10 protein-coding genes are annotated in these 14,836 nt (G+C 67.3%); 7 read left to right on the forward strand and 3 right to left on the reverse strand.

Annotated features, from left to right (window positions below):
* Window positions 1-49 precede the first annotated feature (49 nt).
* Window positions 50-1,597: a circularly permuted type 2 ATP-grasp protein gene (locus ACSQ3N_RS09130; RefSeq protein WP_436146112.1), complete on the forward strand. Its 1,548-nt coding sequence runs from the start codon at window positions 50-52 to the stop codon at window positions 1,595-1,597.
* 1 nt (window position 1,598) lies between these two features.
* Window positions 1,599-2,558, forward strand: a complete 960-nt coding sequence (locus ACSQ3N_RS09135) for an alpha-E domain-containing protein (protein WP_056411801.1) — start codon at window positions 1,599-1,601, stop codon at window positions 2,556-2,558.
* Between the two features lie 175 nt (window positions 2,559-2,733).
* Here ACSQ3N_RS09135 and ACSQ3N_RS09140 read toward each other — a convergent pair whose 3' ends face one another.
* Complete coding sequence (locus ACSQ3N_RS09140; RefSeq protein ID WP_436147937.1) at window positions 2,734-3,051, reverse strand: VF530 family DNA-binding protein; 318 nt, start codon at window positions 3,049-3,051, stop codon at window positions 2,734-2,736.
* 187 nt (window positions 3,052-3,238) lie between these two features.
* The gene (locus ACSQ3N_RS09145; protein ID WP_436146113.1) at window positions 3,239-4,156 is read right to left on the reverse strand and encodes a LysR family transcriptional regulator; all 918 of its coding nucleotides are present in this window, start codon (window positions 4,154-4,156) and stop codon (window positions 3,239-3,241) included.
* Between the two features lie 190 nt (window positions 4,157-4,346).
* On the opposite strand from ACSQ3N_RS09145, the gene ACSQ3N_RS09150 reads away from it, so the two are divergent.
* From ACSQ3N_RS09150 to ACSQ3N_RS09170, 5 genes are all read left to right on the forward strand, one after another.
* On the forward strand, window positions 4,347-5,231 hold the full coding sequence (locus tag ACSQ3N_RS09150; protein WP_056173747.1) for an alpha/beta hydrolase: 885 nt from the start codon (window positions 4,347-4,349) through the stop codon (window positions 5,229-5,231).
* Between the two features lie 479 nt (window positions 5,232-5,710).
* Window positions 5,711-6,964, forward strand: coding sequence for an efflux RND transporter periplasmic adaptor subunit (locus ACSQ3N_RS09155; RefSeq protein ID WP_436146114.1), 1,254 nt, complete (start codon window positions 5,711-5,713; stop codon window positions 6,962-6,964).
* A 175-nt stretch (window positions 6,965-7,139) separates the two neighbouring features.
* Complete coding sequence (locus tag ACSQ3N_RS09160; protein WP_436146115.1) at window positions 7,140-10,373, forward strand: efflux RND transporter permease subunit; 3,234 nt, start codon at window positions 7,140-7,142, stop codon at window positions 10,371-10,373.
* A 76-nt stretch (window positions 10,374-10,449) separates the two neighbouring features.
* Window positions 10,450-11,964, forward strand: coding sequence for an efflux transporter outer membrane subunit (locus ACSQ3N_RS09165; protein WP_436146116.1), 1,515 nt, complete (start codon window positions 10,450-10,452; stop codon window positions 11,962-11,964).
* Window positions 11,965-12,129: 165 nt separating this feature from the next.
* Window positions 12,130-13,566 carry an NAD-dependent succinate-semialdehyde dehydrogenase gene (locus ACSQ3N_RS09170; RefSeq protein ID WP_436146117.1) on the forward strand — a complete coding sequence of 479 codons (1,437 nt, stop codon included), beginning with the start codon at window positions 12,130-12,132 and terminating at the stop codon, window positions 13,564-13,566.
* Between the two features lie 85 nt (window positions 13,567-13,651).
* Here the strand turns inward: ACSQ3N_RS09170 and ACSQ3N_RS09175 are convergent, their stop codons facing one another.
* Window positions 13,652-14,230, reverse strand: a complete 579-nt coding sequence (locus ACSQ3N_RS09175; RefSeq protein ID WP_436146118.1) for an IPTL-CTERM sorting domain-containing protein — start codon at window positions 14,228-14,230, stop codon at window positions 13,652-13,654.
* Between the last annotated feature and the right edge of the window lie 606 nt (window positions 14,231-14,836).

Raw genomic sequence — 14,836 nt, forward strand, 5'->3', positions numbered from 1 at the left:
GCTGGAGATGGGCTCACAACTTGCTATCCTGCGTGCAGGAGGCCAGTCCATGCAGAAATTTGATGAGATGTACGCCATGCTGCCTTTTGATGGCAGCGACGTACGGGAACACTACAAGCGCTATGCGCAGTGGTTAAGCAAACAGCCCCCTGACGTGATGCAGGCCCGCCGGGCCGAGGCAGAAATGATCTTCCGCCGGGTGGGCATCACCTTCGCCGTCTACGGCGCCAAAGACGAGGGCGGCGCCGGCAACGAGCGCTTGATTCCGTTCGACCTGATCCCCCGCATCATCCCGGCCCACGAATGGAGCCGCATGCAGCAGGGCCTGGTGCAGCGGGTCACCGCGCTCAACCGCTTCATCCACGACGTGTACCACGGCCAGGACATCATCCGCGCCGGCATCGTGCCCACCGACCTGATCCTCAACAACGCGCAGTACCGCCCCGAGATGGCCGGCCTGAGCGTTCCGCAGAACATCTACGCGCACATCGCCGGCATCGACATCGTGCGCGCTGCCAATGCGCAGGGCGAAGGCGAGTACTACGTGCTGGAAGACAACCTGCGCGTGCCCAGCGGCGTGAGCTACATGCTGGAAAACCGCAAGATGATGATGCGGCTCTTTCCCGAGCTGTTCAGCCTGCACAAGGTGGCGCCGGTGGCCCACTACCCCGACATGCTGCTCGAGACCCTGCGCGCCAGCGCGCCCGCGGCGGCCGACGAGCCGACGGTGGTGGTGCTCACGCCCGGCATGCACAACAGCGCTTACTTCGAACACGCCTTCCTCGCGCAGCAGATGGGCGTGGAGCTGGTCGAAGGGCAGGACCTGGTGGTCAAGGACAAGTTCGTCTACATGCGCACCACGCGTGGCCTGCAGCGGGTGGACGTGATCTACCGCCGCGTGGACGACGACTACCTCGACCCGCAGGTCTTCCGCCGCCATTCCACGCTGGGCTGCCATGGCCTCATGGAGGCGTACCGCGCCGGCAACGTGGGCATCTGCAACGCGGTGGGCACGGGCGTGGCGGACGACAAGTCCGTCTACCCCTACGTGCCCGAGATGATCCGCTTCTACCTGGGCGAGGAGCCCATCCTCAAGAACGTGCCCACCTGGATGTGCCGCAAGCAGGACGACCTGCAGCACGTGCTGGCCAACCTGAAAGACCTGGTGGTCAAGGAAGTGCATGGCGCGGGCGGCTACGGCATGCTCATCGGCCCTGCAGCCACCCATGCCGAGATCGAAGACTTCCGCCGCGCGCTGCTGGCCAACCCGGCCGGCTACATCGCGCAGCCCACGCTCAGCCTGTCGAGCTGCCCCACGTATGTGGACTCCGGCATCGCACCGCGCCACATCGACCTGCGCCCCTTCGTGCTCAGCGGCCGCGAGGTACAGATGGCCGCAGGCGGTCTGACGCGCGTGGCGCTGCAGGAGGGGTCTCTGGTCGTCAATTCATCCCAGGGCGGCGGCACCAAGGACACCTGGGTCCTGGGCGAACACGCCGCCGCAGCAGCGCCGCGGCCGGAGACCCAGTCGCAATCGCAGTCGCAGTCGCAGTCGCAGTCGATGGATGGGATGACACAAACACAGGGAGGATTTTGAGATGCTGAGCCGCACTGCCGATCACCTGTTCTGGATGTCTCGATACACCGAGCGGGCGGAGAACACCGCCCGGATGCTCAATGTGAGCTACGAGACCTCGCTCCTGCCCCAGTCTGCCGACGTGGTGCAGGAGGGTTGGGAAGGCCTGCTGTCCATCAGCGAGCTGATTCCCGCCTACACCGCCAAACATGGCAAGGTCACGCCCCACAACGTGCTGGAATTCATGGTGCGCGATGGCGAGAACCCGTCGTCCATCCTGTCGTGCCTGCGCGCTGCGCGCGAAAACGCGCGGGCCGTGCGCGGGGCGCTCACCACCGAGGTGTGGGAGACGCAGAACCAGACCTGGCTGGAGCTGCACCGCGTGCTGGAGAGCGGCGCCTTCGAGCGCGAGCCCGGCCAGTTCTTCGAGTGGGTGAAATACCGCTCGCACCTGTCGCGCGGCGTGACGCTGGGCACCATGCTGCAGGACGAGGCCTTTCACTTCCTGCGGCTGGGCACCTTTCTGGAGCGCGCCGACAACACCGCGAGGCTGCTGGACGTGAAGTTCCACGCGGTGGAGAACGACTTCTTCGGCCGCGCGAGCGAGCGCAACCAGGAGGCCGACTTCTACCACTGGAGTTCCATCCTGCGCAGCGTCTCGGCGTTCGAGGTGTACCGCAAGGTCTACCGCGATGTGATCACGCCAGGCCGTGTGGCCGACCTGCTGGTGCTGCGCCGCGACATGCCGCGGTCATTGCACGCCTGCATGCGCGAGGTGGTGGACAACCTCAGCGTGGTGGCCAACCAGCAGTCGGCCGAAACCCAGCGCCGCGCCGGCCGCCTGCTGGCCGACCTGCAGTACGGGCGCATCGACGAGATCCTGTCGACCGGGCTGCACGCGTTTCTCACGCAGTTCCTGGACCGTGTTAACGACCTGGGCGGGGGAATCAGCCGCGACTTTCTGGTGGCGGCGGGCGACTGACAAGCGCATTGATGAGCGAGCCGCGGGAGCCGTAACGGGCGCCGCGGCGGGCCCGCCATCCGCGCTGTACTGCGGCTCGCCGCCGTTTCCTTCAATGCATCTGCGTGCGGTAGGGAAGAGGAGGCAGGCGGGGCGGGAGGGGCGAGGGGCGACAGGAGCGTGCGCCCCTGTCGGCTCAGCCCTCGTTGTTGCGCTTTTGGTCCCGCAGCATGAACAGGTAGAGGCTTTCGACCTTTTCACGCGCCCAGGGCGTCTTGCGCAAGAACTTGAGGCTGGACCCCACGCTGGGGTCGCTTTGGAAGCAGCGGATCTGGATGCGCTGACCCAGCTCATCCCAGCCGAAGTAATCCGCCAGGGCCACCACCATCGTTTCCAGCTTCACGCCGTGCAGGGGGTTGCGGGGCTGGGCGGATTTGGCCGGGGCGCTCTCTGGCGTGTTTTCGGCGGGGCTGTCAGGTGTGCTGTTGGGTGCACTGTCAGGCGCGGCGGCTATTGCGCCTTGTGCGCCTTGTGCGGCTGGCGTGGATGGCGTGGTCTCTGGGGTGCTCATGCCCCGAAGCATACCGACTGCAGGCACCTGCGTCGCGCAAACGGGCAGGCTGGCAATTGCCGCCGCTGCAGGCCTGCCTTTCGCCATGCTCGCGGTGTCGCGCCCTCAGAGGGCGGTGCGGCACGGGAGCCTAGTTCTTGCGCTGCATCTGCGCCTCGCGCTGGAACAGCTCGGCGGCCCAGTCCACAAAGGCGCGCACCTTGGCGCTCAGGTGGCGGTTGGGCGGGTACACCACATACACCGGCAGCAGGGGCTGCGTCCATTCGGGCAGCACCTGCACCAGGGTGCCGGTTTGCAAGTGACGCTCGGCCTGAAAGCTCGTGATCTGCCCGATCCCCAGGCCCGCCACCAGCGAAGTCACGTACGCGTTGGCCTCGTTCACGCTCAGCTGGTACGGGCCGGAGACGTCGATGGACTCGGCGTCCTTGCGAAACTCCAGCGGGTAGTGCCGGCCCGAATGCGGCGAGAAGTACAGCAGGCTGGTGTGCTTTTCCTCGATCTCCAGCGGGTGCGCGGGCGTGCCCTTGCGCGCCAGGTAGTCGGGCGATGCCACGGTGATGAATTCGAGGTTGCCGATGCGCCGCGCCACCAGCGACTGGTCGCTCAGCTCGCCGCCGCGGATCACGCAGTCCACGTTGTCGCCGATCAGGTCCACGATGCGGTCGCTCACCCCCAGGTCGAGCTGGATGTCCGGGTAGCGTTCGTGGAACTCCGCCAGGTGCGGGATCAGCAGCAACTGCGCCACCGACGTCCCCACGTCGATGCGCAAGCGCCCGCGCGGATTGGCGCGCGCGTTGGTCATGCTGGCCTCGATGTCGTCCAGGTCGGTCAGCAGGCGCACCGTGCGGTCGTAGTAGGCGGCGCCGTCGGGCGTCACCGTCACGCGGCGGGTGGTGCGGTTGAGCAGTTTCACGCGCAGGCGCTCCTCCAGCGCCTGAACGTGCTTGGTGACTGTGGCCTTGGGCAGCGAAAGCGAATCCGCTGCCCGGGTGAACGTGCCGGCCTCCACCACCCGCACGAATATGCGCATGGCCTGTATCTGGTCCATGGCTTCTCCTTGAAATCTGAAACTGCAATCCGGAACTGCAGCACCCACCAGTGGGTGCTGAGGAATTCTCACACGCAAGCTGCCGTTTGATTGTTGAGCTTTTGGAAACAGTGCAGTGGTGTTTGACCTGTTTATCCGGCCGGCGGCAACCACTACATTTATCCCATCCTCAATTCACTGGGTACATGCCATGCAGCCCGACAGACCGTCTTCGTCCTCTTTCACATCGCAGTCCGACGCCGCACCTTCCAAGGTGTCCAAGGCGGCGTCCGTGTGCACCGATTCCACCATTGAGGTGGCGGCGGGGCAGGACGTGGCCGTGCGCATGTATGGCCGCAAGAAGACGGGCAAGGTGTCTCCGGTGGTGGTGCATTTTCACGGCGGCGCATTCACTTCGGGCGATCTGGACAATGGTTGCACCGTGGCGTCGCTGCTGGAGAGCGTGGGCGCCGTGGTGGTGTCGGTGGCCTACCCCCTCACGCCATTCCCCCAGCCGGTGGATACAGGCTACAACGTTTTGAAGTGGGTGCACCGCAACCGTACCAAGCTGGGCGGGCAGGGTTCGCTGGTGTACTTGGCCGGTGAGGAGGCGGGCGGCAACCTGGCCGCAGCCGTGAGCCTGGTGGCACGCGACCAATCGCACCCGCCGCTGGCCGGGCAGATCCTGCTGTCGCCCATGCTGGACCCGTGCGTGGGCACCGCGTCGGTGCGCGAAGCCACGGGCGACGCCACCGGCTGCAAGTGGTCCGAGGGGTGGCGCAATTTCCTGAGCTGCCCGCGCGATGCCGACCATCCGTACGCCGTGCCCGGTGCGGCGCGCCGCCTGGCGGGGCTGCCGCCCACGCTGGTGCTGGTGGGCGACACCGACCCCATGCACGATGAAGCAGTGGCCTACGCGGCCCGGCTTGAGGCTGCCGGGCTGCAGGTCACTTGCCATGTGTTTGCCAAGGCTGCACAGTGGCCCGATGCCCTGCTGCAGACGCAAACAGGCCCGAACGAATGCCCCTGCGCTGCGGGAGCGCAAGAGCAGTTCCGTTTGTTCTTCGAAGCCACCCGATGTCCGGTGCCTTCCTGACAACAACCCCGGGTTGCAAAAAGGTGTTGACCTCAACATAAGTTGAGGTTCGATACTGCAGCCTCTTTACCGAACCCCTGGTTTTCAACGCTGATTTTTCCGGCACGCCGTGCCGGAGGGAGACGCTTTGCCCGCGCATTTCTGCAAGCCGTGCCCGTGAGGGGCATGACGGCTGGCAGGGCCATTGATGTCAACGATACGGAGGAAATAACAACGTGAACAACACAACGCACTTTTCAACGGCTGCCAGCAGCCACCCCGCCGGTCACAGAACGCTGCGCCGCAGCGTCTTGTGACACAGGCGGGCCGACGCCCCGGGTGTGCCGGCCGGGGCCTTGACCTTTCCACCGTGTCATTGCCGAGACTGCCCGTACATCCCGCCGTGACCTTTGCCTCTTCCGCGTCTGCACCGCGTGGCGCAGACAACAACTTCCCTGGCGCGCCCGCAACGCCCGCCTCAACGATCGATTGAAACGACCATGACCACCAACCCGCTCTCCAAGAACCGCCCCCTGGGCCTGGCCACCATCGCCACCGCCGTCACCGCTGCCGTGGCTGCATTGGTCCTCGTCTTCCAGGCGCCCACGGCCCAGGCCAACGGTGAAGGCGCCACGCCGCCCGCCATGCCGGTGTCGGTCGCTGCCGTGGTGCAAAAGGACATCTCGCTGTGGGATGAATTTTCCGGCCGCCTCGAGGCCGTGCAGCGTGTGGACGTGCGACCGCGCGTCTCGGGCGCCGTGCAGGCCGTGCACTTCCGCGAAGGCTCGCTGGTCAAGCAGGGTGACCTGCTCGTCACCGTGGACCCCGCACCGTATGCGGCCGAGGTCGACCGCGCCGAAGCCCAGGTGGTCGCCGCCCAGGCCCGCGTGTCCTACACCGGCAGCGAAATGGAGCGCGCCACGCGCCTGCTCGAAGAACGCGCCATTGCCCAGCGTGAGCACGACGAGCGCCTGAACGCCCAGCGCGAGGCCGACGCCAACCTGCGCGCCGCCCAGGCCGCGCTGCAGACCGCCAAGCTCAACCTCGGCTACACCCAGGTGCGTGCACCGGTAGCAGGCCGCGTAGGCCGCATCGAAGTCACCGTGGGCAACCTGGTGGCCGCCGGTGCAGGCGCCCCGGTGCTGACCACGCTGGTCTCGGTGAGCCCCATCTATGCCAGCTTCGATACCGACGAGCAGATCGTGGTGAAGGCGCTGGCCGACCTGCAAAGCAGCCAGCGCGGCAACAGCGCGCGCCAACTCATCGAGCGCATCCCTGTGCAGATGGGCACTGGCACCGCGGGCAGCACGCCGCACACCGGCCGCCTGCAGCTCATCGACAACCAGGTGGACGCCAAGAGCGGCACGGTGCGCGTGCGTGCCGTGTTCGACAACGAAGACGGCGCACTCATCCCTGGCCAGTTCGCCCGCATCCGCATGGGCCAGGCGCGCGACACCCAGGCCCTGCTGATCAACGAGCGTGCCGTAGGCACCGACCAGAACAAGAAGTTCGTGATGGTGGTGGGCGAAGGCAACAAGGCCGAGTACCGCGAAATCACGCTGGGCGCTCCCATCGACGGCCTGCGCGTGGTCACGTCGGGCCTGAAGGCGGGCGAGAACATCGTCGTCAACGGCCTGCAGCGCGTGCGCCCCGGTGCCGTGGTGGCGCCCCAGTCGGTCCCCATGACCGCCAAGGCCGAGATTGCGGGTGATCGCAAGGAAGCCAAGAACAACACCAAGTCGCCCGCCGTCTGAACACCTTTTCAGTTCCCTAACGCTGCGCGTCTCCTAAGCCTGTGCAACGGGCATGACTTCGCCAGCATCCCCGCGCAAGGGCCGCCCCGCCGCGCTGGGGGTGTCCCCCTCCCGAAGGAGAGGGGGAAGGCGCGCAGCGACTCAGGGGGTGAACCAACACGAGCTTTTTGCATCCATGAATCTATCCCGCTTCTTCATCGACCGCCCCATCTTCGCCGGGGTGCTGTCGGTGCTCATCTTCCTCGGGGGGCTCATCGCATTGCGCGGTCTGCCCATCTCCGAATACCCTGAAGTCGCGCCGCCCTCCGTGGTGGTGCGCGCACAGTACCCGGGCGCCAACCCCAAGGTGATCGCCGAGACCGTGGCCACGCCGCTGGAGGAGTCCATCAACGGCGTGGAAGGCATGCTCTACATGGGCAGCCAGGCCACCACCGACGGCGTCATGACGCTGACCGTGACCTTTGCCCTGGGCACCGACCCCGACAAGGCCCAGCAGCTGGTGCAAAACCGCGTGTCGCAGGCCGAGCCGCGCCTGCCCGAGGAAGTGCGCCGCCTGGGCGTCACCACCGTCAAGAGCGCGCCGGACCTGACCATGGTGGTCCACCTGGTCTCGCCCAACAACCGCTACGACATCGACTACCTGCGCAACTACGCGGTGCTCAATGTGAAGGACCGCCTCGCCCGCATCGGCGGCGTGGGCCAGGTGCAGATCTTCGGCGGCGGCGACTACTCCATGCGTGTGTGGCTCGACCCGCAAAAGGTCGCGCAGCGCGGCCTGTCGGCCAGCGACGTGGTCACCGCCATCCGCGGCCAGAACGTGCAGGCCGCCGCGGGCGTGGTGGGCGCATCGCCCGGCCTGCCCGGCGTGGACCTGCAACTGTCCATCAACGCCCAGGGCCGTCTGCAGACCGAGGAAGAGTTCGGCGACATCATCGTCAAGACCGGTGCGGACGGCGCCGTGACGCGCCTGCGCGACATCGCCCGCCTGGAGCTGGGCGCGGCCGACTACTCGCTGCGCTCGCTGCTCAACAACGACCCCGCCGTGGGCATGGGCGTGTTCCAGGCGCCGGGCTCCAACGCGCTGGACATCTCGTCCAACGTGCGCAAGACCATGGACGAGATCCAGAAGAACATGCCCGAAGGCGTGGAGTACCGCATTGCGTACGACCCCACGCAGTTCGTGCGTGCATCGATCAAGTCCGTGATCCACACGCTGCTTGAAGCCATCGCCCTCGTGGTGCTGGTGGTGATCCTGTTCCTGCAGACCTGGCGCGCGTCCATCATCCCGCTGCTGGCTGTGCCGGTGTCGGTGGTGGGCACGTTCGCGGTGCTGCACCTGCTGGGTTTCTCGATCAACGCGCTCTCCCTGTTCGGCCTGGTGCTGGCCATCGGCATCGTGGTGGACGACGCCATCGTGGTGGTGGAGAACGTCGAGCGCAACATCGAGGCGGGCCTGACCCCGCGCGAGGCCACCTACCGCGCCATGCGGGAAGTGTCCGGCCCCATCATCGCCATCGCCCTGGTGCTGGTGGCGGTGTTCGTGCCGCTGGCTTTCATCAGCGGGCTCACGGGGCAGTTCTACAAGCAGTTCGCAGTGACGATCGCGATCTCCACGGTGATCTCGGCGATCAACTCGCTGACCCTGTCGCCCGCGCTGTCGGCACTCTTGCTCAAGGGCCACAACGAGCCCAAGGACGCGCTCACGCGCGGCATGGACAAGGTGTTCGGTGGACTGTTCCGCGGCTTCAACCGCCTGTTCCACCGCGGCTCCGAGGCCTACAGCGGCGGCGTCAAGCGCGTCATCGGCCGCAAGGCACTGATGTTCGTGATCTACCTCGCGCTGGTGGGTGCCACGGTAGGCCTGTTCAAGATCGTGCCCGGCGGCTTCGTGCCCGCACAGGACAAGCAGTACCTGATCGGCTTTGCCCAGCTGCCCGACGGCGCCACGCTGGACCGCACCGAGAACGTGATCCGCCGCATGGGCGAGATCATGAAGGAGAACCCGAACGTCGAAGACGCGATTGCCTTCCCCGGCCTGTCGATCAACGGCTTCACCAACAGCTCCAACTCGGGCATCGTGTTCGCCACGCTCAAGCCCTTTGCCGAGCGCACCCGCGCCGACCAGAGCGGCGGCGCCGTGGCAGGGCAGCTGAACCAGTCGTTCGGCAGTATCCAGGATGCGTTCATCGCCATGTTCCCGCCGCCACCCGTGGCGGGCCTGGGCACCACCGGCGGCTTCAAGCTGCAGATCGAAGACCGCGCATCGCTGGGCTTTCAGGCCATGGACAGCGCCGTGAAGGCCTTCATGGCCAAGGCCTACCAGACGCCCGAGCTGGCCGGCCTGTTCACCAGCTGGCAGGTCAACGTGCCGCAGCTGTACGCCAACATCGACCGCACCAAGGCGCGTCAGCTGGGTGTGCCGGTGACGGACATCTTCGACACGCTGCAGATCTACCTGGGCAGCCTGTACGCCAACGACTTCAACCAGTTTGGCCGCACCTACAGCGTGCGTGTGCAGGCGGATGCGGCCTACCGCGCGCGGGCTGAAGACGTGGGCCTGCTCAAGGTGCGCTCTGCCACCGGCGAGATGGTGCCCCTGTCGGCGCTGATGAAGATGGAGCCGAGCTTCGGCCCCGAGCGTGCCATGCGCTACAACGGCTACCTGGCCGCGGACATCAATGGCGGCCCTGCACCCGGCTACTCGTCGGGCCAGGCCCAGGCCGCCATCGAGCGCATTGCCGCAGAGACACTGCCCCAGGGCATCACGTTCGAGTGGACCGAGCTGACCTACCAGGAAATCCTGGCCGGCAACTCCGCCGTGCTGGTGTTCCCGCTGGCCATCCTGCTGGTGTTCCTGGTGCTGGCCGCGCAGTACGAAAGCCTGACGCTGCCCATTGCCATCATCCTGATCGTGCCCATGGGCATCCTGGCGGCCATGACCGGGGTGTGGCTGAGCAAGGGCGACAACAACGTGTTCACGCAGATCGGACTCATCGTGCTGGTGGGGCTGTCGGCCAAGAACGCCATCCTGATCGTGGAGTTTGCGCGAGAGCTGGAGTTTGCCGGGCGCACCCCCGTGCAGGCTGCCATCGAGGCCAGCCGCCTGCGGCTGCGCCCCATCCTGATGACCTCGCTGGCCTTCGTCATGGGTGTGCTGCCCCTGGTGCTCTCTATCGGTGCCGGCGCCGAGATGCGCAGCGCCATGGGCGTGGCCGTGTTCTCCGGGATGATTGGTGTGACGGCCTTTGGCCTGTTCCTCACGCCCGTCTTCTACGTGCTGCTGCGCAAGCTGGCCGGCAACCGCCCGCTGGTGGAGCACGGCACACATGTGGCGCCCATCTCGCACAACCCGCACGGCGGCGGCACCGCCCACCCTGTGCTGGCCGCGCCCCGCAAGGAGCACGAATGATGAGCTCCCTGGCCATTTTCAATACCACCCCCCGCGCCGCGCTGCCCCTGGCAGCAGGGCGGGCAGGAGACCGACCATGATGGATTTTTTGTCGAACAAGAACGCTGATGTGGCTGCCAACGCGGTGACGGCGCCAGCGCCTTCGCGCCGCCTGAGCCTGCTGGCCCCCCTGGCCGCGGCCCTGGTGCTGGCCGGTTGCATGACCCAGCCCGTGGCACCCGCGCCCCATGCCGGCGTGGCCGTGCCCGAGAGCTTCAGCGCCGGCGGCGCGGCCCTGCCCGTCGCCCCGTGGACCGTGGCCCCACCCGCCGAGGCGCAGCCGCGCGGCGAATGGTGGCTGGGCTTTCAGGACCCAGTGCTGGCCGACCTGGTGCAGCGCGCAGGCACGGCCAACACCAGCATCCAGCAGGCGGCCGCGCGGCTGGCCGAGGCGCGCTCGCTGCTGCGCTCGGCAGACGCAGCCCGGTCCGTGCAGATCGGTGCGTCGGCCGGTGTCTCGCGCCAGGCCGGTGCCAGCAGCACGGGCAGCTCATCGCCGTCCACGCTGGGCACGGCAGGCCTCAACGCATCGTATGAACTGGACCTGTTCGGCCGCCTGTCGCAGACCAGCGATGCCGCGCGCCTGGATGCCGACGCCCGCGACGCCCTGCTGCAAAGCACGCGCCTCCTGGTGCAGGCCGATGTGGCGCAGACCTATCTGCAGCTGCGCTCGGTGCAGGCCGAGCAGATCCTGGTGAATGAGAGCCTGGCTGCGTACCAGGACACCCTGCGCCTCACGCAGCGCCGCCTGCAGGCCGGCGATGTGGCCGAGCTGGACGTGGCCCGCGTGCAGACCGAGGTGTCTTCCACCGAGTCCGAGTCCTTGGCACTGCAGCGCCAGCAAGCCTTGCTGACCAACGCTCTGGCCGTGCTGGTGGGCGATGTGGCCAGCGGCTTCACGCTGCCCGCGGCGGCCACCGATGCCGCCTTGCCCGTCATCCCGCCCGGTGTGCCTGGCACCGTGCTCGCACGGCGCCCCGATGTGTCGGCCGCGCAGTCCGCCGTGCTGGCCGCGCAGGCCCGCGTGGGTGTGGCGCAGACCGCGTGGTTCCCGGCCGTTACGCTCACCGGCAATGCGGGACATGCATCGCCCGAGCTCGGTGACCTGTTCAAGTGGTCGGCCCGTGCGTGGGGCGTGAGCGCGCTGCTGTCGCTGCCGATCTTTGACGGCGGCCAGCGCGATGCGCAGGTGCAGGGCGCCAAGGCCCGGCTGGAGGCCGCGCTGGCGGACCACCGTGGCCAGGTGCTCAACGCCTTCCGCGACGTGGAAGACCAGCTTAGCTCGCTGCGCCTGCTGTCCGGCCAAGCCGAGGCACAGGCCCGCGCCGTGACGGCTGCGCGCCGCGCCACGCAGCTGTCCGATGCACGCTATCGCAACGGCCTGGTCAGCCAGCTGGAGCTGCTGGACGCGCGCCGCAGCGAGCTGCGCAACCGCCGCCAGGAGCTGCAGGTGCGCACCGCGCAGTACGTGGCCACGGTGGGCCTGATCCGCGCGCTGGGTGGGGGCTGGGGTGACGACGCGCAGGCCAGGGTGGCCGCGGTGTCCCAATAGTCTCTGCAGCTGTGCCTGGCCAATAGCCAGCCCAGCAGGGCGGGGTTCCCGCGCTCCTTCTGCGGCGTGCCGCGCTGGCGCCTATAGTGTCTGGTTTCGCGCGCGGCACGGCCCCTGTGGGCCCGGCGCGTTCCGTCCCACCGTTTCGTCACCAGGAGCCTTCGCATGAGCTACCCCAGCACCCAACTCTTCATCGCCGGTCAATGGCAGGATGCCGTCGACAGCAAGACTATCGCCGTCTTCAACCCCGCCACCGGCAAGGAAATCGGCCGCGTGGCCCACGCCAGCAAGGCCGACCTGGACCGTGCGCTGGACGCCGCGCAAAAGGGATTCGAAGCCTGGCGCGACATCCCTGCCGCCGAGCGCGCCAAGACCATGCGCCGCGCCGCTGCGCTGATGCGCGAGCGCGCCGATGCGATCGCCGCGATCATGGTGCAGGAGCAAGGCAAGCCCTTGGCCGAAGCCAAGGTCGAGACCATGGCGTCGGCCGACATCATCGAATGGTTTGCCGACGAGTCCCAGCGCGTGTACGGCCGCATCGTGCCCTCGCGCAACCTCAAGGCCACGCAGATGGTGCTCAAGGACCCCGTGGGCCCCGTGGCGGCCTTCACGCCGTGGAACTTCCCCATCAACCAGGTCGTGCGCAAGCTGGCCGCCGCGCTGGGCGCAGGCTGCTCCATCCTGGTCAAGGCGCCTGAAGAAACCCCGGCCAGCCCCGCAGAGCTGATCCGCGCGTTTGCCGATGCGGGTGTGCCCGCCGGCACCGTGGGCCTGGTCTACGGCGACCCGGCTGAAATCTCCAACTATCTGATCCCGCACCCCATCATCCGCAAGGTCACGTTCACCGGCTCCACGCCCGTGGGCAAGCAGCTGGCGGCCCTCGCCGGCAAGCACATGAAGCGCGTGACCATGGAGCTGGGCGGCCACGCCCCGGTCATCGTCGCGCAAGACGCTGACCTGGAACTGGCCATCAAGATCAGCAGCGGCTCCAAGTTCCGCAACGCGGGCCAGGTCTGCATCTCGCCCACCCGCTACCTGGTGCACGAGAGCATCCGCGCCGACTTCGTGGCCGCTTTCGCCAAGTACGCGCAGGGCCTGAAGGTGGGCGATGGCCTCACGGCTGGTACGCAGATGGGCCCGCTGGCCAACCCCCGCCGCATCACCGCCATGGCCGACCTGCTGGCCGACGCCGTGCAGCAGGGCGCGCAGGTGGCCACGGGCGGCGAGCGCATCGGCACCGAAGGCAACTTCTTCCAGCCCACGGTGCTCAACGACGTGCCCCTGTCGGCCCGCATCTTCAACGAAGAGCCCTTCGGCCCCGTGGCCGCCGTGCGAGGCTTCGAGAAGATCGAGGACGCGATTGCCGAAGCCAACCGCCTGCCGTTCGGCTTGGCCGGCTACGCCTTCACCACCTCGCTGAAGAATGCGCACCTGCTGGCCCAGCGCCTGGAAGTGGGCATGCTCTGGATCAACCAGGCTGCAGCCCCTGCCGCAGAGCTGCCATTCGGCGGCTTGAAGGATTCGGGCTACGGCTCCGAAGGCGGCCCCGAAGCCATCGAAGCGCACTTGAACACGCGCCTGGTGTCGATCATGAACGTGTGACTTGTGATTCAGTGATCCTGTGATCGAGGGGCTGCCGCTTTCCACCGTGGAGGGTTGCAGCCCCTTCGTCCTTTCCGTTTCGCAGTCAGGTTTTCTTGCGCAGCGTGCCCCACGCTGCCAGCGCCAGCAGGGTGGAGAGCAAACCCGCGCCCCAGACCTGCAGCGTAGGTATGGCGGCTGGCGCCGCCATGGCGGCAACCGTGAACGTCATGCGCACCTGGCCGGCGCCACCCGCACCGCCGGCGCGGTTGCCCAGGTCATAGCCACCCCCACCCCCGCCGCCCGGCGCGACGCCCGGCAGGCCGTCATTGCTGGTCATGGCGCCGCCGCCGCCCCCGGCGCCTGTGCCTGTCCCGCCAGTCCCTCCAATCGCATTGCCGCCATTGGCCGCCGGCGTGGCGGAGCCGCCACCACCGCCGCCGACGGACGAGTCCGAGCCGTTGCCCCCAGCAAAAGAGGTGTTTCCGGGGGCCGTGCACGCCGCAGTGGTGCCCCCAGCGCCCGCCACCCTGGTGGGGGCTCCCGCCGAGCCGCCGTTGGCAGTCAACCCCGCAATGCCAGCGCCGGTGACTGAGGAGGAGGGGCCCGCGGTGCCTACGGTCTGGAAGGGGCCCGCGGCGCCCCCCGCACCTGCGTTCACCGTGAGCGCAGTGCCACCCGCCATAGCGAAGCTTGCCGCGCAGTAGGAGCCCCCACCGCCACCACCGCCCCCGTCGAACATTCCGCTCCCGTTGGCTGCGCCCCCTCCGCCACCCCCCGACCCCCAGGCCTCGATAAGCACTGACACGGCTCCTGCCGGCACTGTGCAGTTGGCCGTGTTAACGCCGTTGACACAATCTGCGGCAAAGGCGGACATGGGCAGCAGCGCACAAAATACTGTGGCGGCCACAGAGCGGTTTTTTGCTGACAGGCGCATCGGGTAGGAGGTGGTGTGGACAGTGGCTGTGGCGTGCGTCAACGTGGACGGCGAGCGATCAAAAAAAACCGGCCAACCGCCTTTCGCTCAGGGATGGCATCCGCACTGGCAAGTCGGTGCGGTGGGTATGCAAGTCCAAAACAGGTAAGGCCGTGACTTGCAACGGAATGCTGCGATCGGTCGCCTGCGGCGTTGCGCCGTAGAAACTGCCGTCGCTGTTGCAAAATTAAATGGTGGGTGTTTCTGGAATACCGTGATGTACTGCGTGCACTTACTGATTGTTGCAACGCACACTCCATGACAAAAATCACCCGGAATTTCGCTTATTGGCGGGCAATGTGTTTCATGGCGTTG

Origin of the sequence: Acidovorax sp. LjRoot194, from assembly GCF_964253015.1 — a bacterium.
In the GTDB taxonomy this organism is placed as follows: Bacteria; Pseudomonadota; Gammaproteobacteria; order Burkholderiales; family Burkholderiaceae_C; genus Acidovorax.

What these genes read in the sequence shown, in the direction of transcription:
- ACSQ3N_RS09135 (WP_056411801.1), top strand. Translation starts at nt 1,599, where the DNA reads ATGCTGAGCCGCACTGCCGATCACCTGTTCTGGATGTCTCGATACACC.
- ACSQ3N_RS09130 (WP_436146112.1), top strand. Translation starts at nt 50, where the DNA reads ATGCAGAAATTTGATGAGATGTACGCCATGCTGCCTTTTGATGGCAGC.
- ACSQ3N_RS09145 (WP_436146113.1), bottom strand. Translation starts at nt 4,156, where the DNA reads ATGGACCAGATACAGGCCATGCGCATATTCGTGCGGGTGGTGGAGGCC.
- ACSQ3N_RS09175 (WP_436146118.1), bottom strand. Translation starts at nt 14,230, where the DNA reads ATGGCGGGTGGCACTGCGCTCACGGTGAACGCAGGTGCGGGGGGCGCC.
- ACSQ3N_RS09170 (WP_436146117.1), top strand. Translation starts at nt 12,130, where the DNA reads ATGAGCTACCCCAGCACCCAACTCTTCATCGCCGGTCAATGGCAGGAT.
- ACSQ3N_RS09155 (WP_436146114.1), top strand. Translation starts at nt 5,711, where the DNA reads ATGACCACCAACCCGCTCTCCAAGAACCGCCCCCTGGGCCTGGCCACC.
- ACSQ3N_RS09150 (WP_056173747.1), top strand. Translation starts at nt 4,347, where the DNA reads ATGCAGCCCGACAGACCGTCTTCGTCCTCTTTCACATCGCAGTCCGAC.
- ACSQ3N_RS09165 (WP_436146116.1), top strand. Translation starts at nt 10,450, where the DNA reads ATGATGGATTTTTTGTCGAACAAGAACGCTGATGTGGCTGCCAACGCG.
- ACSQ3N_RS09160 (WP_436146115.1), top strand. Translation starts at nt 7,140, where the DNA reads ATGAATCTATCCCGCTTCTTCATCGACCGCCCCATCTTCGCCGGGGTG.